A 25,293-nucleotide genomic window follows, 5' to 3' on the forward strand; every position below is an offset into this window, starting at 1 on the left:
ACCCAATCTAAAGAAGAGAAATATTTATTGTTTTTATAACTTTAGATACTTTATAGCTCATTTTTTGAGCTAGTGGTCAATATGACTAAATAAAGGGCTAAATCAACGTTTTGATGGTGAATAACCAATCCGGTTGCCATTGTTATCAAAGACATTAGTTACGCCTGAGGGCGCAGTTACTTCATAGCCAATACGTTTACCACTGTTGTCATAAACCCCATTATTAGAGTTGTAGTTCATCGGACTATTTTGATAGTTCATGGGACTGTTCTGATAATTCAGCGGGCTATTCTGATAGTTCATCGGACTGTTCTGATAATTCAGCGGGCTGTTTTCCCAACTAGTAACCTGAGCAAATGCCCCCAATGAGAAGCAAGCTCCAGAAACCAGAAGACTACTTTTGATGATGATCTTATTCATTTGAATTACCAACCTTTCGCAGAGGGCGCTTGTGGTGCTTGACGTGGTGTATTGATCGTGGAATTAGGTGCTGCGATAACTGGTGCAGTAGTTGTGCCTTGATAGGCGCCTTGTGGGCTGTAGAAATTCGTTTGCCCATTGTCGGTCTGAAAAGATTGCACATTCTGACCCGTGGCGTTATAGACATTGGTTACACCGCTAGGAGCGGTTTGGCTATAGCCTAAATAGTTGCCGGTAGGACCATAGATAGCTTGAGCAGAAGCAGTGCGAGCCAATATGACGAACTGAGCAATAAGAAAAAGGGTGATGAAGTATTTCATATAAGCCTCCAAGTGGGTTTTATGGATAAAGAATAAAAACCTATAGGCTCACCTAATGAGCTAGAGGCTCAAGAAAATGAAAAATCTACTAAATTTTACAAAAGAGCCAAATGCTAACTAGTGCGCTAGTTTTAATCACAATGCTGCCATTGCAGGTATCTCCAAGCGGCAAAGACGCAATTCCATTCAATCGTCCCTTGGCTGTAGCCGTGTTCGTGGATAGCGCAAAGATCCTGGGTCTACCAAAGTTCAAATTGAGGGATTCAAATGGAAATCGATATCGGCCGGAAAAAAACCTAATCCAGGAGCCATTGGCGGTACTTCAGCAAAATGCAGGCTTGATAAATGCCAGCAATGAAAATCTCCGAAAATCGTATATTCATTCTTACCTACGGCGCTAAATAGTCAGGAAAGGACGTGGACCCATTTTGATAAACGAAGGTAATTTTTAATGCCTTAATATGCTAATAAGACCAATAAATTAGTTAATTTAGAGCCCCAGTAGCGGGTTGAGAATATGGATACACAAGTCAGAACTCCGCAGCAGATTTTTATGCAACCCCAGAGGTTGCTGGTGCCACTTTTTCAGCGACCATATGTCTGGAATCAGGAGAGTCAATGGATGCCCTTGTGGCAGGATTTAGAAAGGATAGCAAATCGACTATTAGCTAGCTCAGACCAACAGCAGCCTCATTTTTTGGGCGCAGTAGTCTTTCAGCAGATTCAAAATCCTACGGGGAATCTCCAGCAAAGAACAGTTATTGATGGCCAGCAAAGACTAACTACATTGCAAATCTTGCTTGACTCTTTACACGCTGAAATTAATTTAGTCGGTGAGTCTGATGCATCAAAAAGACTAGAGCTGCTTATTAGGAATCCCAAAGAATATTGCGATCATCATGAGGATCAATTTAAGGTTTGGCCAACTAATAAAGATCGTCAAGCCTTCAATGAAGTAATGGCTATGGATATGCCAGCTACTTACCAGAGCCTCAAGAATAAAGGCTCAAAGCTAGTGCTTGCTCATCAATTCTTTTCCGAGCAATTTAAGCGGTGGCTAAATGAGGGTGGGGCTGATGAGATTCCGGCACGTGTAAAGGCTATTGAGCGTACAACGCGAGAATTACTTCAGATCGTGGTGATTGACTTAACTGCTAGTGAAAACGCCCAAGAGATCTTTGAGACCCTTAATGCTAGAGGTTCTCAGTTAACTGCCGCAGACCTTATTAAGAATTTTGTTTTTCAAAGGCTATTAGAGCAGGGCGCAGATATTGAAAGCTCGTACTCCAATCACTGGAAACAGTTTGAAACAGGATTTTGGGAGCAGGAGATTAGCGTTGGTCGCGTCAAAGCACCAAGATCATCCATCTTTTTGAACCATTGGCTAATCTGCCAAACCACTGAAGAAATTGTATCTAGGGAGGTATTTTCACGATTTAAATCTTTCGCGGATTACGATGTCGCGCCTATGACAATGCCCGAACTATTGGCAAGAATTCATGCGGCATCAATCAAGTACAAAGATTTTATTGATAGGGGTGATGTGCTTGAGGGCGCTATAGACCGTATTGGCCTTTTCCTATATCGAACTAAAGCAATGGAGGTGGAGGTTGTAAAGCCAGTGCTCTTGGCAATATTTGATAGAGAGCAAGATCAGATAGACCTTAATGATGTCAATGCATCTTTAGAGATTATTGAGTCATGGCTTATTAGGCGGATGTTGGTAAGGGGCACAACTAAAGCTTATAACAAAATTATGACTGAGATGATCAAGGTCATTCAGAAAACTCCAACAGGACAACTAAATAGCGCCTTAAGAGCATTCCTCTCAAATCAAACGAGTGATAGCTCCTATTGGCCGGATGACAAGGAAGTTAAGAGTGAGCTTTCCGATTTAATGATTTACAGAAAGATTGGGCGTGGTAGGTTAAGGATGGTTCTAGAGTCAATCGAAGATTACCGTCGCGGCTGGATTGGAGATCAAATTTCTATGTCAGGCGTGCGAGTGCGTCGCGGAACTTACGCAATTGAGCATCTTATGCCGCAGAGCTGGGAGAGGCATTGGCCATTAACAGATGGATATACGGAGCAAAATCGCAATGATCGTATTCATAGGCTGGGGAACTTAACTTTACTTAGTAGCAAGTTAAATAGCTCTGTATCTAATGGCTCATGGGGTGGTGAAGAAGGTAAAAGGCCCAGTATGCTTAAGCGTGATGTTTTATTTCTAAATAGATCTGTTACTGATGATGCTGGTTTAGTTTGGGATGAGGGGAAGATTGATGCCCGAACAGAGGGCTTGATTGATGACATCCTGGCGATATGGCCAGTCCCGCCTGGGCACCAATCAAGCGCGAGAACTAAAAAGGAAGTAAGTACGATTAGAGTGACCATTCAGGACTTGATTGCCGCTGATCTTTTGCATCCAGGTCAAGTTCTTTATCCCAGCGATTCAAAATCTATAGACGAAACTGCAGTGATTCTTCAGGATGGCTCGATTGGTATTGGCGACAGCATTTCTGATACACCATCTGGTGCTGGTAAATTTCTCAGAAAGAGGGCAATTAACGGATGGGGCTTTTGGTTATTGAACCCCCTCACTAAACAGTCTCTACGAGATGTGCGCACGCAATACCTAGACCAGTTAATGGTTGATGGTGATGATATTGAGAGTGACGATGAGGATGGAGTTTAATAAAGTCGCTATAAAATTTGATTAGGAGACTGAATCAGCCTTGGGTAGGTTTGTAAGAGTTGATTGGCCTACCTCCTGTATAGTTTTCCATTTCACGTGCTTAATTGTTCCAGTTTAGAAAGAATAAAAGATTATGTCTGAAATCGATATCGTTGTTCCAGACAACAAAATCGTAGATTTTATTGATGGTAAATTTCGTCCTGACACGCCTGAAGAACGTGTTCGTCAAAATATTAGCAAGAGACTTGTAAATTCCTTGCACTATCCAAAGTCAAGAATAAAAGTTGAATATGGAATTAAGCTAGGCTCTGCAAAGCCACGAATAGACATTAGCATCTTTAAGGATGGCATTACACAAATTCAAGAAAATGTTGAGATTGCCGTTGAATGCAAAAAAGAATCTATAAGCCCAAAAGATAAAAAAGAGGGTGTTGGCCAGCTTCAAAGTTACATGGCCGCCTGCTTAAATTGTGAGTGGGGGTTATGGACCAATGGAAGACATAGAGAGGTGTGGCGAAAGGTCACTAAGCCAGACGGTAGTCTGGGATTTATTGAGGAAGTAGATATCCCCTCTGCCACTGGATTAAAAACAAATTTCAGAAAGAGAAGCGAGTTAGATAAAGCAGTTGGCGATGTTTTACTTTATGCCTTTAAAACCTGCCATAACCAAATACATGCAATTGATGGCTTTCAAAAAGAAAAAGCATTTTTTGAGTTGTTGAAAATAATATTTAGCAAAATATCTGACGAAAAAAATATTCTGAATGATCTCGAGTTTTACGTAAAACCGAATGAATTAAATGATCCAGATGGGCAAATTGCATGTAAGAAAAGAATTGAATCAATTTTTGGTAAGGTGAAGGCTAAATTTCCTCAAATTTTTAATGCTTCAGAGGCAATTGAGCTAAATCCACGAAGTTTAGTTAGGGTTGTTGCAGAGCTTCAGAACTATTCATTACTCTCTACGGATATTGATATCAAGGGAAAGGCTTATGAGGAAATTGTTGGTAGCAATTTAAAAGGGGATAGGGGCCAATTCTTCACGCCGCGAAATATTATGCATATGGCTGTGGATATGGTAAATCCTCAGGTAAATGAGAGAACTCTTGATCCAGCGTGTGGTACTGGAGGTTTCATTGTTACCGCGTTATTGCGAGTTTTGAGGACGATGGAAAATGCATTTGTTGCCCATTGCGGAAATTCAAGAGAAAACTGGAATCAAGAGGAGCTGCGTCAATATGACTCCAGAGTCTCGGAAATAGTTAGCAGCTCCTTTTTTGGTATTGATATCACCCCAGAGCTCGCCAAGGCGGCAAAAATGAATATGGTGATGAATAACGATGGAAGTGGAAATATGCTGTCCGCTGATTCATTGCTTCCGCCTTACATGTGGTCTGCTGAATTTAGGGCTGCCTTGGCTCATGGATTAAATTTAGGTCAGGTTGATTCTGCTAAACATTTAAAAGAGTCTGATGTAAGAAGCGCGAAAGATCTCGCTCAGTTCGATGTAATAGTTACCAATCCACCTTTTGGCAGCAAAATCTTGATTAAGGATAGCCATATCTTGGAGCAGTATGACTTGGGTTACATTTGGGAAAAGCCAAAAAGTAAGGGTGGAAAGTGGGTTAAAACTGATCGCCTGCAAGGAGGGGTGCCTCCTGAGCAACTCTTTATTGAGCGATGCATTCAATTTCTAACCCCTGGCGGGAGGATGGCTATTGTTCTGCCTGATAGTATCTTGGGGTCGCCGGGCCTCGGCTTTATTCGCCAGTGGCTCTTATCTGAAACTCGAGTAGTTGCAAGCGTTGATTTACATCAAGATGCATTCCAACCACATACAGGGGTTCAAACTTCCATTTTAATTCTGCAGAAAAAAACCATTACTGAGAAAAGTAGTGAGGTCAAGATAGGGCTTACTCAAGGAACCAATGTATTCATGGCTATTATTGATAAGGTTGGCCATGATAAGCGCGGCAATACTGTCTATAAGAGAGATGATCATGGGAATGAGATTCTCGTTGATATTGAGGAGTATGTTCCTCAAGATGACGGTGTATTGAAGTTAGAAAAACGAAAAGAGAAGGTTGTTGATGACCAGACTCGATACGTACCAGCCGTTTTTGCTGAATGGAAGTCTGCTGAAGGATTGCAATGGTAAATGCAACATCTGGATTATTTCGATACACCTCCGTAACTCTTGCTGAGGTCCAAATGGCCGGAGGGCGCTTGGATGCAAGTGTCTTCAATATTGAAGCAAGACAGGCTCGCGAAGTAATTTCTGGCTGCCCCTGGAGAAAGGTGCCCCTCGCAGGAGTTGGAGGTTTGACGGAAGCTTATCATCGCCCTCGTTTTAAGAGGCCTTATGTTGATAAGCCAGGCATACCTTTTTATCAGCCATCTCAGCTGAATGATTTAAGTCCCACGCCTGCAAGATTCCTCTCGGGGTTTAAGCCAAATGAATTTGATCCTTTGCGTGTAAAGAAGAATCAAATTTTATTAACTTGCTCTGGTACGGTTGGTGAGGTTTCTATGGTTGGCAATACTCTTGACGGCGCAGTATTTAGTCATGATCTAATTAGAATGAATGCCTCAAAAGAAGTGGGCGCTGGTTACATATATACATTTCTTAGGTCAAGTATTGGGCACTGCTTGTTAACCACAAGTAACTATGGTGCAGTAATACAGCATATTGAACCAGAGCATTTGTATGAAATCCAAGTTCCAGTACCAAGTGAGGAGCTTGTTGATCGCATTAGCGATATGATTCTTCAATCCTTTAAATACCGTGATGAGTCTAATTCCCTGATCAGTGAGGCTCAAAGTAAATTAATAAAGGCAATTAATCTTCCTGAGTTATCCAACATTAAATTATCTTTATACAAAACTGAAGCCGGGGTATTAAACTGGACAGTATCACCTCGGAACTTAGATGAGCGATTAGACGGCTCATATTTCAATCCACTTGCCAATGCAATTGAGAGTCTGCTGGTTAAGTCTTCACACTCTATTTCGAGTTTGGGTGATAAAAAGCTTGTTAACGAAATAATATTGCCAGGTAGATTTAAGAGAATCTATGTTGAGGATGGATTTGGCGTTCCATTTTTGGGGGGTAAAGAGCTTGGAACATTGGATCCTAGAACGGGAAAAAATCTATCTTTACAGGGCCATGGTCCAAGAATCAAAGATCAACTTACCATTCATCAAAATCAAGTAATGATTACTTGCTCTGGAACAATTGGAAAAGTTGCCATTGCCCCTAGGCACTGGGAGGGGTGGACCTCCAGTCAGCATGTAATTCGTCTGCAGCCTTCGTCATCTGTGATTGGGGGTTATCTATATGCTTGGCTCTCCACTGATTACGCAAAGGAACTTATTAAGAGATTTACATATGGAGCCGTTGTTGATGAAGTGGATGCTACACATATTGGTGGTGTTCTGGTTCCCCTTGTCGATGAGCCATTAATGGCCCAAATTGGTGAATTGGTATTGGCTGCAAATGACAAAAGGGCTGAAGCATTTGAGTTGGAGCAGGCAGCACTAAATATTTTTAATAAAGAGGTTTTAGGGCTTAGCTTCAATTGATGTTCGGTTTATTGACTTAATATTGTCTTGTCTGCCGCTATGGAAATGAGACATCTTAATTGCTTGAGGTGTTAATTTGAAAACACTCTACATAGATATGGATAACGTATTGGTGGATTTCCCATCAGGCATCGCAAGAACCCCTGAACACTTACAAGACCAGTACGAAGATCGATTGGATGAAGTTCCAGGTATCTTCTATTTGATGGATCCAATTCCAGGAGCAATTGCCGCATATGAAGAGTTGGCCACCATGTTCGATACCTATATTCTTTCTACTGCACCCTGGGGTAACCCAAGTGCATGGTCTGATAAGTTGCTATGGGTAAAAGACTATTTGGGTAAGCCAGCATACAAACGCTTGATCCTAAGTCACCATAAGAATCTGAATGATGGAGATTTCTTGGTGGATGATCGCCTTAAGAATGGGGTAGATCGATTCAAGGGTGAGCATATCCACTTTGCCACCCCTGATTTCCCGGATTGGGAGACTGTTGTCCGTTATTTAAAGACCAAGGCCTAGAGCATTTTCGTAGCGTTATTGCCAGCCTCTCTTGGCTTTGCTTTCGAGATATTCATAAGGATCAAAGGCATCTATATTATCAACCCCGCGAATGCATGGGACTGGTCCATAATTTAGATATTCTTGCATCAAAGCATGTCCAGTAAGGAGTGAATATGGCGGTTTGTATAAGACCCGATCAATTACTCTCCTGCATGCATCCACAGCATCTGCCAGATCTTCATAGTCCCCAATTTGAATCCAGGCACTCTCATCCATGGGGCGGTTATGGTCAAAGACCTCAACACTAAGTGGCTTGGATAAATTCACTGCATACATAGTCATCTCCTGATTTTTCCGTAGGATAGATAGCATAAGCTCAGGAGATAGCCATTTTTCAATTGGTGGATTGACCACTCCTTTCTCGAATAAACGCCTGAACTTGTTCAATCGTCCAAAACGAAGACCTTCCAATCTTGATTGGTTTCGGAAACTCACCTTTCTGAACCATCAACCAAAACTTAGATTTTGATACCGGCATCACTTTCAATATTTGAGGAATTCTCATCAAAGTAATTGGTGGAATTTGAGGGCTTACTTGGCTCATCACCATCTCCTTAGCGGGCGCGCTTTAAGTTTTTGCGATAAACCTGCAATGCCATCTTTGCAGAACTCATTTTTGTGTATCCATAAGACCGATACAAGCTATACAAGCGAAATGCCACCATTTAATTTAATCTCCTTTTGTGTTTTGTTATGAATCATTTTGTGTGCTGCTGAAGTGCAATGTAGTCAATGAAATTTTGGTGGTCAATCAAATGTCAATACCCACTTTAAAGACGCATATTAATTTTTGACTACAAAAAAATATTTATTCATAGAAGTGTCACAAGCCATATAAATAAATGGCTACAGACTTGTCAGAACTTTCTGATAGCGCAAAGAGTTTAGTGGACGCGCATAGATCAACAAACACTTCAGTTAAAGCAAATCATTCTCACGAATATCTTAAAAATGGATTACATGGAAATGATGAATAAATAAATTAAAGAAAAATTCAGAAAAAACGCGTTTGACGATACGCTTTCCGATTGTTAGATTCATCTCTTGCAAAAAATATTGCACGCAAGAAAAAGAACTACACGGAGACAGATTGAGATGAATTACTACGAGCATCACATTGGAGATTACGCGGAGGCGACCGCGCATCTTTCATTCATAGAAGATGCAACTTATAGCCGCCTCATCAGAAAGTACTACGCCACAGAAAAACCGCTACCTATCGAAATCAAGCTCGTGCAAAGATTGATCAACGCACGAACAAAAGAAGAAAAAAATGCAGTTGTATCTATCCTCAATGAATTTTTTACCCTCAGTGATGATGGCTGGAGACAAGAGCGCTGTGATCATGAAATAGCCCGCTTTAAAGACAAGCAACTCAAAGCCAGGCGTAGCGCAGAAGGTAGGTGGCAATCATTTCCAACGGATGAATCTCAACCTGAAACCACACCCAATAAAGGATGCGAACGCAATGCGACCGCAATGCGAACGCATTGCTCACCAGACACCAAACACCAGTCACCAGTAACCAATCTCCATACACCAGACAAACAAAACAACGGGGGTGAAAAGGAAAAAATTTCCCAGGAGCTAACAAAACCATCCGATGAAGAAAAAGTTTTTCAAGAACGTATCGAAAAATACAAAAGCTTTGCAGCCATGATCAGCAAGGAGGGTAGAGCTATAGCCGTAGATGACTACCGCATACGCGACATCGTCAATCTCGGGGCGTCAGAAGCAGAAGTGGCGGAGGCGATTGCCACAGCAAAGGAAACCCGAATGAAAGTCTCAAACCCAACCCCTATCAATGCGGGCTATGTTCTAGCCATTCTCAAGGGCGCATGCAAAAAGCTGGAAACCGCCAAGGCGGATGAAGATGCCTGGTGGAAAACCAATGAAGGCATTGACAACAAGGGAAGGGAGCTAGGCATGAGAGCTCAAGGAGCGGAAAGTTACGAGACCTTCAAAACCCGAATCTTTACCGAGCTACGTAAACGCCAGGAAGCGGTGGAGAAACTAAATGCAAACTAATCACGCCATACCCGGAGTCATTGATCGCCTAGACATGGAAGACTTTCCCATAGGATCAAAAGTAATGACCCCAAGCGGGCGCATAGGCATCGTGGTCAAACATCGTGGAGCCCAAAGCCGACATGACCTATTCCAAAGAATCATCATCGAGTTTGATGAACCTCTTGGGGACTCGGTGGCGCTGCAACCCCATCTTTTACGATTGATCAAGACCTCATGATTGAAAACAATCAAAAGAAATCAAAGAAACCAGCACCAAGCAAAAGCAAGGGAGGGGCAAGGCTTGGGGCCGGCCGCAAGGAGGGCAGTCTAACCAAGAGGACTCGTGAAATCGCAGAGGTAGCTGCTGCACAAGGCATCACACCCTTAGAAGTCATGATGAGCACCATGATGGCGCTTTACAAGGAGGCAGAAAACTACAACAAGCATGATGATCATGCTCATGAAGGTGTTGGTCATGATCATGACATCATGATCACCGAGAGTCGAATCAAGCTTCTAAATATGGCTGCCACCATTGCCAGACACGCTGCCCCCTATGTTCACCCGCGCCTATCTGCAATCGAGCATACGGGCAAGGATGGGGCGCCACTACAAAGTGGCGTCTTGGTGGTGCCGGGAGCGATGAGTATGGATGATTGGGAGCAAGCCGCCCAGCCAAAACACTAGTCCATGAAAACCATCTGGGCACCATTGCCCGGTAGTCAGACTTTGTTTCTGACTTGCCCAGTGTATGAAGTATTGCTAGAGGGCACCCGAGGAGGGGGTAAGACCGATACCTTGCTCATGAGCTATGCACAGCACGTAGGCAGAGGCTTCGGGGATCATTGGCGCGGAACGCTCTTTAGATTGACCTATCCCCAACTGGCAGACGTAGTGGCCAAGAGCAAACGCTGGTTCTATCAAATCTTCCCAGGAGCCAAGTTCAATGAATCTGACTATGTCTGGAAGTGGCCCACGGGGGAGATGCTGTACTTTCGGTATGGGGCCAATGAAGATGACTACTGGAACTATCACGGTCATGAATACCCCTGGTTAGGATTTGAAGAGCTCACAAACTGGCGAAACCTTTCTTTCTACGAAGCCATGCATTCGACTTGCCGCTCATCTCATCCGGGAATGCCTAGGATGGTGAGAGCTACTTGCAATCCATTTGGAGTGGGGCATGCATCGGTTAAGGAAAGATTTCAGATTGGGACAATACCGGCTGGGCAAATCATCAGGCAAGAGGGCGCATTACCCAGGGTCCGAATACATTCGACGATTTACGAGAACACGCACCTACTCAGAAACGACCCCAACTACCTCATGAGCCTAGAGTCGCTAAGCGATCCAAACAGGCGTAGAGCCTGGTTAGAAGGAGATTGGGATATCCACGTAGGAAGTTTCTTGGAAGGCGTATGGCAGCCCTCTAAACACGTTGTAGAGCCATTTGCTATTCCGCCGACATGGAAGGTTTGGCGCTCTATGGATTGGGGGTATGCACGGCCATATGCCGTCTATTGGTTTGCCTTATCTAATGATGGAGTTTATTACCTATGGAGAGAGCTCTATGGGTATGGGGATAAAGAAAACACCGGCACCAGAGAGGATGCAACAGTAGTTGCAGATAAGATCAAGAAGATCGAGATTCACGATCAACGTCTTGGTTATGAATACCGCATGAACCTAGCTGACCCATCCATCTTTTCAAAGATAGGAGCAGAGAGGTCTATTGGTCAAATCTTTAGAGATAAGGGTGTGAAGTGGACTGAGGCCTATAACGCCCCTAGAAGCAGAGTAAATGGCGCTCAGGAAATCATACGGCTACTAGCCGAAGATAGGCTGAAGATCTTCTCAACCTGTAAGCATTGGCTTAGAACCATCCCTCAACTACCGCCAGATTCATTGAACCCAGAAGATGTGGATACCGATGCAGAAGACCATGCTTGGGATGCAACTAGATACGGGGTGATGCGGGCGAGAAGAGTTGCTGATACTGTTGTCTGATAAGCGAAAAGTCTGCTTTACATCCCATTTCTGCCGTTCAACTAAGTTTTCTGTGCTGCTTGACCGGCGGAGAACGGCCAGACGCAGCCATCGCACTGACTACACAATTTCATATGTCAGAAGTAAGACTGCAGCACCCATGCAGATCAATGCGAGCATAAAGAACTTATCCGCAATATCTTCAAAATAAACCTTTTTTGAATTGCTTCGAATGGATAGGTATGAAAAGATAGAGCTTGCTAGAAAGATGAGGGCATCTAGGGCTAGGAGGTCATCTACCCAATAGGCAATACCTCGGTTGGTTTGGGTTAGCTTCACAATGCTGATAACGGTCATGCATACCCCAAGCATTGCGCCTGATGTCGGCAGAATATGACCACTTAGATTGTTGGGGTTACGCATTTACTGGCGAATGTAGCCTGGCAAGGTGCCTGACCCAGGGTTTTGGTTGGGCGACGGTGATCCACCGAGTTCTGGCAAGTTGTAGTTTGGTTGGCTTGGCATCAGTCTTTTTTGGCTTGCATTAATAAAAGTAGGTACTTTGCTATCAAAAGATGCCTTTTGCTCAGCACTCAATAGTTTGTAAAGCGGTTTGGCAGTCTCATCTACCTCTTTTAAGCTGGTATATCGATTTTTTGCATCTTCGGTAGATTGGCTTAGAAATTTCAGTCCATCAATAGTGGCGGAACTATCGTTATTCAATTTAGCCCTTTCTTTGGCAACATCACTTGCATAGAGTCTTACTTTTATTGCGAAATTGTTCCAAGCCTTGCTTTGTTCGGGTGTTAGCTTAAGACTTTCCTCAAGGCGAGACAATCCAATTTCGATTTGCTCATAAGTCAGCAGATGTGAGCCTGGAGTAGGCATTGAGATATGGGTATTTGCCGATGTGCTGGAAGAGTCGGGATTAGAGGCATTGCGCCCGGCACCCCTTCGCATTCCAGGCATTCCTGGGATTCCAGAGCCTTGAGATCCGCCCCATTGAGCAAAAGACTCTTTAATGGGCAAAATTGCTACTAAAACTAGAAAACTCAAGATAATTGAGCGCAATGGCATGATGGCTCGATTCATTTTTCTCTCAACTGGATATCCTTAACCCTTGTTAGACAGTAATTTTGGAAAATACTTACTCTAAAAAGAAAATAATTATTTTGTCTTGGTCGTAAGTTTTCTTTAGGGGCCCGCGTCTAAGTAGTAACAACAAGCAAGGAGATGTAAATGAAAAGAACGATGCAAGGTCTAATTATGGCTAGTGTATTGATGGTGAGTGCCATTGGCATTGCCAGCGCCGCCTTACCAGAGCCGCAAGATCCCCAGGTAGTTGCTAATATGACCTTTGAGCAACGCCTGCAAATGTCCAAGGATTTGCGAGAGCAATTTAAACAAGCTACTCCAGAAGAGCGCCGTGCATATCGCCAAAAACTTCATGCCAAATTTAAGGCGCTCAGCCCCGAAGAGCGCAAGGCATTGCGCGACAAAATGCACGCTCAGTGGCAGGCACTAAGCCCTGAGCAAAAGAAAGAGCTGCGCGATAACCGCAAAGCCATGATCGCGGCAATGACTCCTGAAGAGCGTCTTGAGATGAAAAAAGAACGCGAAGAGTGGATGAAGGCGCATCCTCATGAAAAAGAACATTGGAATAAGCCAATGAGCAATTAAGGATCAGCTTGACTTTATTTCCTAGTAAGCAACACCGCATCGAACAGGCTTTATTAAAAAGAGCTGTAGCGGGGGATTCCAAGGCGTCAAAAGAAGTCATTCACCTACTGAGTTCCCCCGCATATTCCTTGGCCTGGAAGATGCTTGGCAACAAAGAAGACGCAGAAGATGTCGTACAAGAGGCCTTTATCCGCTTGTGGAAAAGTGCCGATTCGTTTGCGGGAAAGTCGGGACTTTTTACGTACTTTTACGCAATCGTGAGCAATCTTTGTTTGGATCGGATCAAAAGTATTAATAAGGGATCCTTCGAGGAGTTTGATGAGATTGAGCATCAACCCATGAAAGAGATTGAGTGGAGTATCGCAGAGGGCGTCAGCCCAGAAAGCATTAAAAAGGCAATGGATGTTTTAAGTAGCAAACAAAGAATGGCGATGTTGATGTGGGCCTATCAAGATATGACGGCAGAAGAAGTTGGTCTGGCAATGGGTATGAATAAGAATAGCGTCGATCAATTGTTATATAGGGCTAAGTTGAAACTCAAGATGGAATTAGAAAAAGGTGAATCTCATGCGAGCGAATGATAAAAAACATTTAAAGAAAGTGTTAGATCAAATCGAAGTGCAAGAGTCATCTACCCATTTTGAACAACGCATTTATCAAGATTGGCAACGAGCTGTCTCTAAGGGAGATCAACCAACGGATCGAATCTCTGAGGTTTTGGTTCTTGCTAGATTGCATCCTAGGCTTGTCGCATTGATTGCGATAGTAATCATCACTGCTTCCGTGTTATTGGGTCAGCATCTGCTGACATCTCCGGAAGAAGAGTTGCATCGAATTGACGCCTTATCTGAATTAAGCCTCTCCACTATTTAATCTACAGTGTTCTCCCTTGCCCCTGAACTCAAAGGAGTTTTTGGGGCTTTTTTAACAAAAGGATCATCATGGAAAATATCTATCGCGGTATTGCATTGCTTGCAATTTTGCTATCAGGATGCGCCACAAATGAAGCACCGACTAACAAGCCTGGTAATAACGTCTCGATTGCTAAAGTTAATGAAGTACAGAAAAAGATCGCCTCATGTATTGCTGAGGTAAATCTGTCAGAGGATGCGAAGTATGTTGATGAACATATTTTGGTGCTAACGGAGAAGAGTCCAAACGCAAAAGAGTTATTTAATTCAAGCGACAAGATTGCCTTCGATCAAGCAGCTGTATTGATAAGATTTAAAGAGTCCACCTTGAAATGTCGAGATATTACAAATGAACTACCTTCCCCAGCCTTGTTAGCTGTGTATACCAATTTCTACACAAATATTGATGCTGTATACAAAGACTTGATTGATAAGCGAATTACTATAGGAGTTGCTAATCAAGAAAGGCAAATGCGTATTCAATATGCAAAAAGTCGCTTTTCTCAGATTCTAAAATCTGAGACGGGAGGATGATGCAATGATGACAGCTGCATATTGATTCCATTGCCGATCCTGTAGTTATAGTTGATCAATCGTCGGGCACTGCAGTTGGCAAAACATGCGGTTCTAATGCTCATCTCACTTTATGGGATGGGCTGACATGCCCACACTGCAAGCGGAAGATAAAGACGATTGGAAAAAATACTAAAACCGAGCGCCCATTTAAGTATTGGTGAAATAAGCAAACATATGTATAAGTTATTGATAGCCTGCGCACTAGCGCTAACATTTACTGATGCCCCTGTATTTGCAAAGGGTCGCCAGGCAGAGGATTTCCATTCCAATATTGCCTATGTCGTTGATGTTGACAGCGGGGAGGTGTTGGTTGATAGAAATTCTTTAGCCATTTCGCCAATTGCCTCAATATCTAAGTTAATGGCCTCCATAGTTGTTTTGGAGTCCGGTCAAGGTCTAGCTGAGCCACTCAGGATTGAGCGTGAAGATATTGCCCGGCAATCAAGCGCAAAATGGAAACTCAAGGTGGGGACGGAAATAAGTCGAATGAGGGTCTTGAGAGTTGGTCTAATGTCATCAGAAAATAGAGCGATCAATGCTCTGGCAAGATCATATGTAGGGGGAACGGGGGCTTTTGTTGCTGCCATGAACCTAAAGGCAAAAGAGCTTGGAATGGCGCATACCCACTTCATTGAGCCTACTGGACTCTCCCCACAGAATGTTTCTACAGCGCAGGATTTAGTTCTCCTATTGCAGGAGTCTATGCGCTACCCCTTGATTCAAGAATTCTCAACAACAGAAAAATTCAATGTTGTTGATGGCATCCATGCACCGCAGCCATTTGTAAACACCAACCCGATTGTCCGCAATGAAATCATGGATGTCTTGGTGCAAAAGACGGGTTATATTGCAGCAGCTGGAAGATGCTTGGTTATGGAGGCAAAAATTAAGGGCAGAAATATCGCTATGGTATTTCTTCAGTCAAATGGTAAAAATACCCGATTTAAAGACGCTCTTTTTGCAAAGGCTGCACTGGAAAAAATTCAATAGCTTGAATGTCTCCTATGGGTCGTTCTCTGCCTATTAGATTTTGACATGAGGATGTCTGCTCTTCATCCTATAGCTGACCTACTAATATTTATCCAGAATAAATCCACGAGCAAAGAGCGAGCCATCTATAAATAGGATGTGCCCCAAGACTCAAGAGCCCTCCAGCAAAAATGGACCGCCCGCATCACACATGCGCGCGCTCACTGGGCAACCTTTCATAAGCGTGTAAGACACAACCGCAATACAGTAGCCGGCTTTAACTGGAATGCCGACCCCACCGGCAAAGACTTTTATAGCCTAAGAGCTAACCTCATACACGGCACCATCTCAGCAGTCCTTCCCAATGTCTACGCTCGCAATCCAGAAATTTCAACAACTCCTACCCACTCGGGCGCGGACATTAAGCTTTTCTGTAAAACACTGGAGAAAGTCACCAATAGAGCGCTAGAACATGCCCAATTAAAGAATCGGGCCAAGTCGACGGTAAGAGCGGCGCTGACATGTAGCTTCGGCATTCTCAAAGTGATGTATCAGCGAGATCCAGGCAAAGACGGTTATATCCAAAGCCGTATTAATGATGCTCAAGAAAACCTCCTGGCTATAGAGGAGCTAGCGCGAGACCTCCAAGAGAATGACCAACGTCATCATCATGATGCCAAGAGGGCAGAGCTAGAAGAGCTCATCAAGTCGCTTCAGGAACAATCAGAAGTGCAATCCGCCGAAGGCTTAGTAATCGACAGGGTTCTTACTGAAAACCTCCTCATCGACCCATCAATCTGTGAGTTCTGGGATTACACCGATGCAGACTGGATCTGCCAAATCATCCCCATGAAACGTGGCCAGGCTGAAGCGCTCTACAAAAAGAACTTAGCCAATGCCAAGATCTACCAACCAGGCCAAGGTGAACCATCCCATAAGAAAGCCAAGCGCCTAGCCTCAATGCAAATGAATGCTGGTTCAGGACCAGTGACTGATGATCAACAAATAGCAGTACTAGAGATCTGGGATAGAGCTACCCAACGCGTGTATACGATGGTGGAGGGCGCGACTGACTGGCTGCGTGAGCCTTATTCACCACCAAGAGCAGGAGAGCGCTGGTACCCATTCTTTTTATTGCCTTACCAAGTAGTGGATGGTCAGTTTATTGGTCCAAGCCTAGTAGATCTAACTGAGCGCCTGCAGGACGAGCATAACGAAGCAAGAGATCGATTCAATCAACATCGAGATCTTTGTATTCCGGGGTGGGTAGCCTCTGCTGATATCAATGAAAAGACCATCAAAAAGCACTCGGATTCAAGATTCGGTGAGATCACGATTGTCGATACCGAAGGCAAGCCTCTGAATCAAGTGATCATTCCTAGAGGTCATCCGAAGATCGACCCAATTGTGTATGACACCAGTGCAGTGCGTTATGACTGGGAGCAAGTTACTGGCTTGCAAGATGCTGCGCGCTCAACAGTAGTAAGACCCAAGACGGCCACAGAAGCCAACATCTTACAAAGAGCACTATCAGGGCGCGTATTTGAATTCAAAGACCAGATAGAGGATTGGTTACAAGAGATCGCGCAATACAGCGCCCAGGTACTTTTACAAGAACTGACCAAAGAGCAAGTAGAGCGCTACATGGGGCCACCAAGCACCAAGACCACCATGATCAATGGCGAACTAGTCATGACCATGGAGAAAACCTACGACTGGCCAGAGCTCACTAAAGACCGAATCTTTGACATGGTCGATCTACGTATAAGAGCGGGCACTACCGGCGCTCCAGACGACATAGAAGATAAAGAGAGCTGGCTCAAGGTTTTACCCATGATTACGAATCTATCAATTCAGATGCAAAACCTACAAGCCAGAGGGATGGATTACGAACATATCCGCAATCTCCTACACGAGACTCTCTTGCGGTATGACGATCGTATCGATTCAAATCTATTTATACCGAATGTAGAAAAGCAAGCGGAGGGATGGTCACGCGATGACGAACCAAACTTAGGAATGAATTGGTTTTCTGAGCGAAAGCAAAAGACAAGCGCTGAAATGAATTATGGCAGCAACTTATTAAAAGAGGAGACAGGCAATGACGCAAGTAGCAAATGAGGTGGAAGGATTTAAGTCGGAGGTTCTATCCAAGGGTGGCTCAATTCAAAGAGTGCAGGATAGGGAGGCCAAGAAAGAGCGCGAGCGCCTTGAAAAAGAAGCCTATGAGAAGCACGCCGCCGAGAGCGCCGCAAGGCGCAATAAGGCAAGGGAAGAGCGCGCGCTTGAATTGATTGCGCAAGCAAAGGCTAGGCAGGCAGAAGCTCAATTGGATAAGGAGCGTAGCGCTCAGATACAACAAACAAAAAAGGTGGAGCGTAAGAGTCAAGCCACCAACCTATTGGATGATTTAAGCAAGGCCCCCACATCTCTTGCCAAGTTATCTGAGGATATTAATGAGGGCGAAGTATTGGAGGAGGAGTTGGAAGCTCTAGAGCCCGAGTCTATATTTACACCTGTTAAAGGCGAAATACATGTGCCAGCCTTTACGTCTGCTACAGAGGTTACGGCGCCACTACAAGCCCATGACCTTGGTGAAATATTGCCTGCACCAGTCGCCATTACCGTCGATACACTTCCGAAAACTGAGATTCAAGCTGAAACAGCTGAAGATCTAATTAAGAAGGTTTTGAACCCCGGACCCACGGATCCGAGTCCCGATGCCGAGCCTAGTGTTAATACAGAATCTTCTGGTGGTATCAAATCAAAGCGAGGGTGTGAGCGTATTCAGAAGGTGATTAACGAAAAACGTGATCTAGAAAAGCAGGTTGTTGATTTGCAATCTATGGTGGCCACACTTCAGGATGCAGTTCGCAAATACGAAATAGAGGGCAAGCTTGTAGGCAATGTGATGACCCTCGCCGATAGCCAGAAAAAGCCTTCTGAATTAGTCTCAGAAGCAAAGCTGCAAATGCTCAAGTTCTTAAATACCCGTTCAGATGAAATCGATCACACCGATAAGGCGATCTGCTTTAACAAATACATGTCAGACCCGTTCTACATGCAAGTCTTCGTGCAGAGCAATCAGCCAGAGCAGTGGCAGACCATGATTGAGTCTATCTATGAGGCAATAGGAAGGCCGGAGCCAAGCTTTGCAAGTGTTAAGCCTATGGCAATCCATAGCCCTCAACCGATTCGGGCGCGAACCTCAACATTAGGGGCGCCATTGGCTAGTGCAGGCAATCCCATGGATCGGATTGCCCAGCACCTAGGAAATATGGGGATTTAATTGGACGAAATGTAAACGAGCCACCCAAAAGAGTGGCCCGTTTACATGATTAAAGCTTATCAGTTGCTAACAGTTGCTCTGTCAATGCCGGTGTTCTGTCGCATGGTAGCAATAATATGGTCAGTTAAGTCATCCAGTGCTGAGCTATCAAACTTTTCATTCTGACTATCTATGACAAGATCTGTCACAACATTTAAAACTTTTTGAATCTTTTCATCCTTATCTATTTCTAGGATGATTTTTGCTGAGATAACGTTGGCTTGAGAATTAAGGTTCATCGATTACTCCTGATTAAGTTTTATGCGGGGCTCGGATTCACTATGCATTAGATGCTGATCCCTGTCTATCTTGGCAAAGGCCTGATAAGACTGTGCGTCAATAAAACGGCCTATTTCTCTGTTAATTACCTATTTTTGTCAATAAAAATACATATTTAACCAATTTCTGTCAATAAATCAGCTTATATCGCGTGGATCAAGTAATTGGTATTGGGAGGGATTGTCCGTAAAGGCGTTACAAGCCTTCATTTTTTCCCAAAGCTTGGCAAAGTCAGAATAGTCAAATCCAGCAGTCCAGTTCCATGCTCGCGTCATCGAGCGTACGAATGGGGTTGGATCATTATTTTGTGACAGCGCCTTGAGCGGTAACAGGTAGTCTTCACGATAGCCTGTTGGAACAATGATGCGACAAGCGGAAGCTTGAGTTAAATAGGCATTCATGGTTAAGCGCGCAGTTCTTCCATTGCCGTCCATAAATGGATGAACCTCGGTAACAATAAACATGGCCATTAATGCGCGCGCAAAAGGATCTTCAAGCAAGGCAACTCGTTTAAAGCCTTCCCGCAATGTTCCTTTTACTAGCTCAGGGTGCACAAAGATGGTATTTCCCGCTTGATTAGATTCTTCTTTCCACTGGCCTGGATTTTTATCTGGTCGGCTGGAAAGTATTTGTTGGTTGCATTGCTGTAGCCAGGCTAAGAAGTCATCTTCATTCTTGGGGGGCTTAGAGCGGAAGGGTTGCTCCATGATGGCTTTAAATGTGCCAAGTACATCATGTGAGTCTTCATTGCGTTTAGGAATGATCTTGCCATCAAAAATAATGTCCGAGGCTTCTTCAACAGTAAACGTAGTGCCTTCAATGTAGTTTGAAAAATAGGATTCAAAGAAAGCGAAATTAAATGCACTTACCCCAGCCTTGGTTGGGTCTGCAATGAGGGGAAGTGGTTTCCTTAAGGCGGTAAACAGAGTTTCAAAGATCTCAATGCGATCTGGATCGTACGGCTTGCCAGCGGCTCGTGCGAGGGCGTCTGCAGCGCGCAATGAACGAGCTTTGCCAGTTTGCATTAGGGCAGAAACAATACTTGTCAGGGCTTTAAATTGAGCATCTAAACCTAGTTCGCTAGCAATGGATTTGGCATCATCACGTAAGGCATTGAGTTTGTATTCCCCACGAATTGTGCAAAGTTTGCTTAGATGCGACTCAACCCATGGGCGACCCATCGTGCGAATCTCGGAACCTTTGCCGGTGTAGAGATTTTCCAAAAGCCTTCTTGCTTCTGATGAAAAAAAGAGTTTTCCATACGGTATGTCATTTACCGATGGGCTGTGATTCTGAATAGCAGGTGCGCCTGGCAAAATATTTAACTTCAGGCCAGGAAGCTCAATAGTTCGCACGCGCTTGCCATGAACTAGAAAGATATTGCCTTGATCGTCAGGCTTGCCTAGTTGCGCAGAGCGATAGGCTACAACCGAATGCGGATAAAGATGCTCAGCGATTTTTTGCCAATGAGGCCTGACGATTTGCTCAAGAGGACTTTCTAAGTCGCTCGTATAAACACCGCTATAAATCTTGCGCAAACGCCCAGCCCTTGCCAAACGAGAAACGCGCTGAGCATTAGCTTTATCCTCGGCCGAGCTAAAAAGGAGGAGGGGGAGGTTGTCAATAGAAGTGCTCATAAGGCCTTTATTTACCGAGTAATGTCAATAATAATGCTTATATTATAAATTATTGTCAATAAATATGCATATTTATGTGAAATAACCACATTTTCTATATGTTGATTACTCTATTTGGAGAAGTCACTCACCCATTCTTACACCCAATTACACCCAATTGCTATTCCGTCAAGGGCACCCCAAAGGGGTGGCTTGCGAACCCTTGACGGCCACAGACAAAGGAACGCTTATTTATGCCCAAGGTGGCAGAAAGGCACCTTGGGCATAAAGACCAGTGCGAAGGGTCGATTGCCTACCGATGGTATCGATACTCCTGGGTCTTTCCACCATACCCGTATGTGGCAGCTCTAACATCCTGAACGTAGATATAACTCTCTTCATGCAGATTGCCTAAGATTCGCTCAAACCCATCAAAAGCCTCATTTATGTACCGAGCCTTTTCATTCTTAGTATTGGTCTCATCGGTAACCTTGATATCAAAGTAAAAGCTATTCTTACCTTGCTCGCTTAATAGCTTGCCGCCAACCATCCAGCATTCAGGATCTACATAGTCAATTGCAATTGCGGTTACCTCCTTCTTCTTACCTAGAATGCGGTGGGTTAGATCTAGTAGTAGTTCATGTATAGCTTTGGTAGTTGCAGTGCTCTTTTGGCCGCTCACTTTTACGTTCAAGATGGGCATGGTGTTCTCCTTGGTTATGGGCTTACTGTGATTAAAAAATGATTGCGAATCGAGCTCAATAGCCTTGCTAGATTGCTTGGGGCTATTTGAGGGCTGATAATTTTCATTGTTGCCGCTGGCAGTCCTTGGATCAGAGCAATGCCGTTGCTTGGAATGATGAGTTGCTCCCCTTTGGCTAGTAAAAAGTCGCCCTTCAAGTCATTGAAGGTAAGCCAGATATTTCCATGTACGCATTCAAGACGTATATTTTTCGCACGTGAAAAACTCACTTTATTACTCTCGGTTACATGAAGGGTGGTATTGCCTAGTTCGATGTTCATTTGATTCTCCATTTGACTGTACATAGCAACAAGTTAGCTATGCAACTATTAGGGAAATAAAAAAGAGCTCATTTCAGGGCTGAGCTAATACCTCTAATTTGATCTACAGCTTCTTCAAAATGACTGGTTCCAAGTGATTTCTTAAGGCGTTTAGCTACGGCTACGCTGGCAGAATTAATGGCATCTTTCATCTCCATGGCTTTTTTAGTCGGATGAATCTCTTGCTCCCGGCCATCCTTCTCCGATGCCAGCCTTTTAATTAAAGACAGGCGCTCCAAGCCATCCAAGGCCCGGGTAGCGGTAGGGCGGCTAATATTCATTTCCTTAGCCAATTCACTTTGAAGTAGCGGTGCTTTATCTAAAACCACTCTGAGCATGAAAGCCTGAGAAGGGGTGAGCCCAAAGGGTTTAAATGCACTCGTCCACTCCCGCTCTAGCTGGCGAGCTAGGCTGGTGGTGTTGAAATAGAGGCATTGTTCAAACATGGGGTAAGTGTAACCCATATTAATTAGCTATGCAACTAGATTGAGCTGCCAACAAAAACCCCACAAATATCCCAAAGCTATATCTGTCACCCCAATAATTGATCTCAGTGCTTCACGCCTATGCGTTAAAGCTGGATTCGCACCTAGCAGCGTAGCAATGGATGGGTTCACGCTCCATCAACAGGTATTGAGGACAACTAATTTATTAAATAACTATTGATGGGGTGGCACATGCCAATTTCAAATACAGACTTGCAAGAGTTAGCTAAGGTTTCCTTGGATGAGTACTTGCGTAATCTACCGGTCGATCAAATCGCTGTAGAGAGACCTTTCCTTAAAAAACTCATGGAAGGTCGTAAAAGCCTATTGGGTGCAAAACAGAACGTAGTCGAGAACATCCGCAAAGAGCACGGCAGCAACTTTAGTTGGGCATTTGGAGAGGAGACGGTCAAGTTCAATAAACGCAATACGACTGAGCAGGCCTCCTTCCCATGGCGTAGAGCAGTTGATGGTTTGTATATCGACTATGACCGTTTATTTAGCAATGGCATCAAAGTGCGTGAGGGTGGAGCGCGAGGCTTTCAGCTCGAATACAACGAGCGCGTGCAATTAATCAACCTCTTGGATGAGCAGTTGGAAGTTTTAAGAGAGGGCTTTCTCAATAAGCTGGACTTGGAGTTGCACCGCGACGGCTCACACGGCGCAGATGCAGTAGTCGGACTAGATAGCCTAGTCAGCTTAGCGCCAGATGCCGGCACCGTAGGTGGTATCGATCGAGCTAAAGCAAGCTACTGGCGTAACTACGCAGTTAAAGATATTGCCTCAACATCGCCAGGTAACTTAGTAGGCGAGATGGAGACCGCCTGGCGTCAATGCATCAAGCATGGTGGTAGCCCTGATTTCATCATCGCAGGTGGTAAGTTCATTGATACCTACCGCAAGCAAGTGACTGTGACCCATATCGCTGGATCTGGTGAAACCAAGTACATAGATGCAGGAGTAGGCGCGGGCGTGAATACAGGGTTGGCCTTTAAAGGCGTGGAGATCATCTGGGACCCCCAGTTTGATGAACTTGATGCCATGGCTAATAGAACGGTGGAGTGGAGTAAGCGCTGTTATTTCCTCAACACCCGCTTTATGAAGCTACGGGATGATGATCTAGATATCGTTGCCCCAATCCGTCCGCACGATACCCTGGCGATGTACGCCATGGTGAACCTACGCTGCGCTTTATCAATCTCTCGAGCGAATGCCCATGCGGTATTGGCTATTCAATAAGGAGGAAGAAATGAATAACAGTATGAATACCAAAGAGCTCATTCATAGCGACTTCCAAATTAAAGAGGTGGAAGCGGTAGTACGCAGGGATGCATTCACAACCATCCATGTGCATGTACCGCCTTATGAGACCAATATCCTTCGCAACCTCTTTGGGCGCGAGAACGTCACGGTGTTTGAGCACCCATCAAAGACCACTATTACTCCAGAGCAAGAGTACGACCGCCTCTGTGCCAAGTATGGCCATGAGGTCGTGGCTAAAGTCTTTGGTGAAGATGATGGGGATCGCCTAATGGAGATCGTGGAAGGTTTGATGAAAGAGGGTCAGCTCCCAGCACAAGAGAAGGCATTAGAGGGAACTCTTGAGCAAGAGCCACCAGAAACCAAGGGGGCTAAGAAACGCTAGCAGAAGGGAAGACCACCGCTAGCAGCAGGTGTTTGGGTGCGGCTGCGGGTGTTGAAGTAACCATGGTGTGTGGGCGCGCGTAACTGCGCCCCACTGCCAACACCAATTAAAAGCCTAGGCGGTAGTGGGGCGGTGGACTTCCATATTCCAGGCGTCAAGAAAAGAACCTATTGCATGCTTCCAATCATCACCTCTCTAGTGCAAACCTTGGCCGTCAATGGCCTTGGTCTTCTTGCGGGCGCGGTTCAAGCCAAAGGCAAGGAATTTATTGAGAGCAAGATTGGGGCGCGCATTCCGGATAATCCTAGTCATGAGGATCTCATTAAGCTCAAACAGTTAGAGATTGAGCAAGAGCAGCTTTTATTGCAATACACGCTCAAACAAAAAGCGCTAGAGATCGAAGAATCCAAACTGCTAGCTGAGATGCATCGGGCCTCACAAGATAATGCCACCAATCGCTGGCAATCCGATATGGGTAGCGATTCCAGGCTATCAAAGAACATCAGACCGGGAACGCTGGTTTACATCCTTACAGCCTACCTCTTATTTGCATTGCTCTCAGCCATGGGAATAGATATCAATGAAGCCTATGTAAAGCTTCTGGGCGAATGGGGTCAGCTAGTCATGCTTGCTTACTTCGGCGGTAGATCAGTAGAGAAGATCTTTGAGATGCGTATGCATGGCTTAAATAAAAAAGAAGAGCAATGAGCAGTCTAGTAAAGGAGCAAGCAGCATTCTTAATTGATGTCAGCAGGCTTATTCAGTTTGCTACTGCGGAAGGGTGGGTGATTACAGGTGGGGAGCTCTGGCGTTCACCAGAGCAGCAGGAAATTTATTTCAAGAGTGGTAGATCAAAGACCATGAATAGCAATCATCTAAGACGTTGCGCTATCGATCTAAACTTCTTTTGGAATGGAAAGCTTGTATGGGATAAAGAGCTCATCCGAACGGTGGGGGAATATTGGGAAAGCCTGAATCCTAAGAACAGATGGGGCGGCAATTTCAAGGGGTTTGTAGATGTTCCGCATTTTGAGCGAGTAGGTTAGAGTATCAATATAAATAGAATTTAATGAGTGCCCTTGTAATCGATCTTTGTAAACTACAGGCATTTATCGATTTTAATAAGCATTTTGTGTGAGTTGGATTCAAAACCAATCATATTTT

Annotated in this window: 29 protein-coding genes; 18 read left to right on the forward strand and 11 right to left on the reverse strand. The window is 44.4% G+C overall.

What is annotated here, in order from left to right; translation table 11 throughout:
• Positions 1-102: 102 nt before the first annotated feature.
• Positions 103-420 carry a hypothetical protein gene (locus ICN37_RS02955; protein WP_216154728.1) on the reverse strand — a complete coding sequence of 106 codons (318 nt, stop codon included), beginning with the start codon at positions 418-420 and terminating at the stop codon, positions 103-105.
• A 5-nt stretch (positions 421-425) separates the two neighbouring features.
• The gene (locus ICN37_RS02960) at positions 426-740 is read right to left on the reverse strand and encodes a hypothetical protein (RefSeq protein WP_216154730.1); all 315 of its coding nucleotides are present in this window, start codon (positions 738-740) and stop codon (positions 426-428) included.
• A 517-nt stretch (positions 741-1,257) separates the two neighbouring features.
• Between ICN37_RS02960 and ICN37_RS02965 the strand changes: the two genes are divergently transcribed.
• The 4 genes from ICN37_RS02965 (at position 1,258) to ICN37_RS02980 (ending at position 7,540) form a co-directional block, all read left to right on the forward strand.
• Positions 1,258-3,435 carry a DUF262 domain-containing protein gene (locus ICN37_RS02965; RefSeq protein WP_216154732.1) on the forward strand — a complete coding sequence of 726 codons (2,178 nt, stop codon included), beginning with the start codon at positions 1,258-1,260 and terminating at the stop codon, positions 3,433-3,435.
• 133 nt (positions 3,436-3,568) lie between these two features.
• Positions 3,569-5,593 (forward strand): N-6 DNA methylase, encoded by a 2,025-nt coding sequence (locus ICN37_RS02970; RefSeq protein WP_216154733.1) that lies wholly within the window; start codon positions 3,569-3,571, stop codon positions 5,591-5,593.
• A 68-nt stretch (positions 5,594-5,661) separates the two neighbouring features.
• A complete protein-coding gene (locus ICN37_RS02975) occupies positions 5,662-7,017 on the forward strand; it encodes a restriction endonuclease subunit S (RefSeq protein WP_216154735.1) in 1,356 nt (451 codons plus the stop codon).
• A gap of 76 nt (positions 7,018-7,093) precedes the next feature.
• Positions 7,094-7,540 carry a hypothetical protein gene (locus ICN37_RS02980; protein ID WP_216154737.1) on the forward strand — a complete coding sequence of 149 codons (447 nt, stop codon included), beginning with the start codon at positions 7,094-7,096 and terminating at the stop codon, positions 7,538-7,540.
• 15 nt (positions 7,541-7,555) lie between these two features.
• Here the strand turns inward: ICN37_RS02980 and ICN37_RS02985 are convergent, their stop codons facing one another.
• Positions 7,556-7,864: a hypothetical protein gene (locus tag ICN37_RS02985; RefSeq protein WP_216154739.1), complete on the reverse strand. Its 309-nt coding sequence runs from the start codon at positions 7,862-7,864 to the stop codon at positions 7,556-7,558.
• Between the two features lie 52 nt (positions 7,865-7,916).
• Positions 7,917-8,126 (reverse strand): AlpA family transcriptional regulator, encoded by a 210-nt coding sequence (locus ICN37_RS02990; protein ID WP_216154741.1) that lies wholly within the window; start codon positions 8,124-8,126, stop codon positions 7,917-7,919.
• 551 nt (positions 8,127-8,677) lie between these two features.
• Between ICN37_RS02990 and ICN37_RS02995 the strand changes: the two genes are divergently transcribed.
• The 3 genes from ICN37_RS02995 to ICN37_RS03005 all read left to right on the forward strand — a co-directional run bounded on the left by ICN37_RS02995 (position 8,678) and on the right by ICN37_RS03005 (position 11,599).
• Positions 8,678-9,610: a YdaU family protein gene (locus tag ICN37_RS02995; RefSeq protein ID WP_216154743.1), complete on the forward strand. Its 933-nt coding sequence runs from the start codon at positions 8,678-8,680 to the stop codon at positions 9,608-9,610.
• Positions 9,611-9,826: 216 nt separating this feature from the next.
• Positions 9,827-10,279 (forward strand): hypothetical protein, encoded by a 453-nt coding sequence (locus tag ICN37_RS03000; RefSeq protein WP_216154745.1) that lies wholly within the window; start codon positions 9,827-9,829, stop codon positions 10,277-10,279.
• A gap of 3 nt (positions 10,280-10,282) precedes the next feature.
• Complete coding sequence (locus ICN37_RS03005; RefSeq protein WP_216154747.1) at positions 10,283-11,599, forward strand: terminase family protein; 1,317 nt, start codon at positions 10,283-10,285, stop codon at positions 11,597-11,599.
• Between the two features lie 99 nt (positions 11,600-11,698).
• Here the strand turns inward: ICN37_RS03005 and ICN37_RS03010 are convergent, their stop codons facing one another.
• On the reverse strand, positions 11,699-12,001 hold the full coding sequence (locus tag ICN37_RS03010; RefSeq protein ID WP_216154749.1) for a hypothetical protein: 303 nt from the start codon (positions 11,999-12,001) through the stop codon (positions 11,699-11,701).
• The gene (locus ICN37_RS03015; protein WP_216154751.1) at positions 12,002-12,670 is read right to left on the reverse strand and encodes a Spy/CpxP family protein refolding chaperone; all 669 of its coding nucleotides are present in this window, start codon (positions 12,668-12,670) and stop codon (positions 12,002-12,004) included.
• Positions 12,671-12,817: 147 nt separating this feature from the next.
• On the opposite strand from ICN37_RS03015, the gene ICN37_RS03020 reads away from it, so the two are divergent.
• The 7 genes from ICN37_RS03020 to ICN37_RS03050 all read left to right on the forward strand — a co-directional run bounded on the left by ICN37_RS03020 (position 12,818) and on the right by ICN37_RS03050 (position 19,003).
• Positions 12,818-13,258 carry a DUF3106 domain-containing protein gene (locus tag ICN37_RS03020; RefSeq protein ID WP_216154753.1) on the forward strand — a complete coding sequence of 147 codons (441 nt, stop codon included), beginning with the start codon at positions 12,818-12,820 and terminating at the stop codon, positions 13,256-13,258.
• Positions 13,259-13,266: 8 nt separating this feature from the next.
• Positions 13,267-13,839 carry an RNA polymerase sigma factor gene (locus ICN37_RS03025; RefSeq protein WP_216154755.1) on the forward strand — a complete coding sequence of 191 codons (573 nt, stop codon included), beginning with the start codon at positions 13,267-13,269 and terminating at the stop codon, positions 13,837-13,839.
• Positions 13,826-14,131 (forward strand): hypothetical protein, encoded by a 306-nt coding sequence (locus ICN37_RS03030; protein ID WP_216154757.1) that lies wholly within the window; start codon positions 13,826-13,828, stop codon positions 14,129-14,131. Before ICN37_RS03025 ends, ICN37_RS03030 begins: the two co-directional genes overlap by 14 nt.
• 68 nt (positions 14,132-14,199) lie before the next feature.
• The gene (locus ICN37_RS03035; protein ID WP_216154759.1) at positions 14,200-14,703 is read left to right on the forward strand and encodes a hypothetical protein; all 504 of its coding nucleotides are present in this window, start codon (positions 14,200-14,202) and stop codon (positions 14,701-14,703) included.
• Positions 14,704-14,862: 159 nt separating this feature from the next.
• Positions 14,863-15,735, forward strand: coding sequence for a serine hydrolase (locus ICN37_RS03040; protein WP_216154761.1), 873 nt, complete (start codon positions 14,863-14,865; stop codon positions 15,733-15,735).
• A gap of 138 nt (positions 15,736-15,873) precedes the next feature.
• The gene (locus ICN37_RS03045; RefSeq protein WP_216154763.1) at positions 15,874-17,835 is read left to right on the forward strand and encodes a hypothetical protein; all 1,962 of its coding nucleotides are present in this window, start codon (positions 15,874-15,876) and stop codon (positions 17,833-17,835) included.
• On the forward strand, positions 17,816-19,003 hold the full coding sequence (locus ICN37_RS03050; protein ID WP_216154765.1) for a hypothetical protein: 1,188 nt from the start codon (positions 17,816-17,818) through the stop codon (positions 19,001-19,003). Before ICN37_RS03045 ends, ICN37_RS03050 begins: the two co-directional genes overlap by 20 nt.
• 59 nt (positions 19,004-19,062) lie before the next feature.
• On the opposite strand, the gene ICN37_RS03055 is transcribed toward ICN37_RS03050, so the two are convergent.
• The 5 genes from ICN37_RS03055 to ICN37_RS03075 form a co-directional block, all read right to left on the reverse strand.
• The gene (locus tag ICN37_RS03055; RefSeq protein ID WP_216154767.1) at positions 19,063-19,281 is read right to left on the reverse strand and encodes a hypothetical protein; all 219 of its coding nucleotides are present in this window, start codon (positions 19,279-19,281) and stop codon (positions 19,063-19,065) included.
• Positions 19,282-19,458: 177 nt separating this feature from the next.
• The gene (locus ICN37_RS03060) at positions 19,459-20,958 is read right to left on the reverse strand and encodes a Fic family protein (protein WP_216154769.1); all 1,500 of its coding nucleotides are present in this window, start codon (positions 20,956-20,958) and stop codon (positions 19,459-19,461) included.
• Between the two features lie 292 nt (positions 20,959-21,250).
• Positions 21,251-21,640, reverse strand: a complete 390-nt coding sequence (locus ICN37_RS03065; RefSeq protein WP_216154771.1) for a 4-oxalocrotonate tautomerase family protein — start codon at positions 21,638-21,640, stop codon at positions 21,251-21,253.
• 14 nt (positions 21,641-21,654) lie between these two features.
• A complete protein-coding gene (locus tag ICN37_RS03070) occupies positions 21,655-21,960 on the reverse strand; it encodes a DUF2917 domain-containing protein (RefSeq protein ID WP_216154773.1) in 306 nt (101 codons plus the stop codon).
• Positions 21,961-22,028: 68 nt separating this feature from the next.
• Entirely contained in the window at positions 22,029-22,445 is a 417-nt protein-coding gene (locus ICN37_RS03075; RefSeq protein ID WP_216154775.1) for a MarR family winged helix-turn-helix transcriptional regulator, read from the reverse strand.
• A gap of 231 nt (positions 22,446-22,676) precedes the next feature.
• Between ICN37_RS03075 and ICN37_RS03080 the strand changes: the two genes are divergently transcribed.
• From ICN37_RS03080 to ICN37_RS03095, 4 genes are all read left to right on the forward strand, one after another.
• Entirely contained in the window at positions 22,677-23,723 is a 1,047-nt protein-coding gene (locus tag ICN37_RS03080; protein WP_071461894.1) for a phage major capsid protein, read from the forward strand.
• A 10-nt stretch (positions 23,724-23,733) separates the two neighbouring features.
• Complete coding sequence (locus ICN37_RS03085) at positions 23,734-24,129, forward strand: hypothetical protein (RefSeq protein ID WP_216154778.1); 396 nt, start codon at positions 23,734-23,736, stop codon at positions 24,127-24,129.
• 69 nt (positions 24,130-24,198) lie between these two features.
• Entirely contained in the window at positions 24,199-24,837 is a 639-nt protein-coding gene (locus ICN37_RS03090; RefSeq protein WP_216154780.1) for a hypothetical protein, read from the forward strand.
• On the forward strand, positions 24,834-25,175 hold the full coding sequence (locus ICN37_RS03095; protein WP_216154782.1) for a M15 family metallopeptidase: 342 nt from the start codon (positions 24,834-24,836) through the stop codon (positions 25,173-25,175). Before ICN37_RS03090 ends, ICN37_RS03095 begins: the two co-directional genes overlap by 4 nt.
• The last annotated feature ends 118 nt before the right edge of the window (positions 25,176-25,293 follow it).

Origin of the sequence: Polynucleobacter sp. P1-05-14 (genome assembly GCF_018881675.1) — a bacterium.
In the GTDB taxonomy this organism is placed as follows: Bacteria; Pseudomonadota; Gammaproteobacteria; order Burkholderiales; family Burkholderiaceae; genus Polynucleobacter.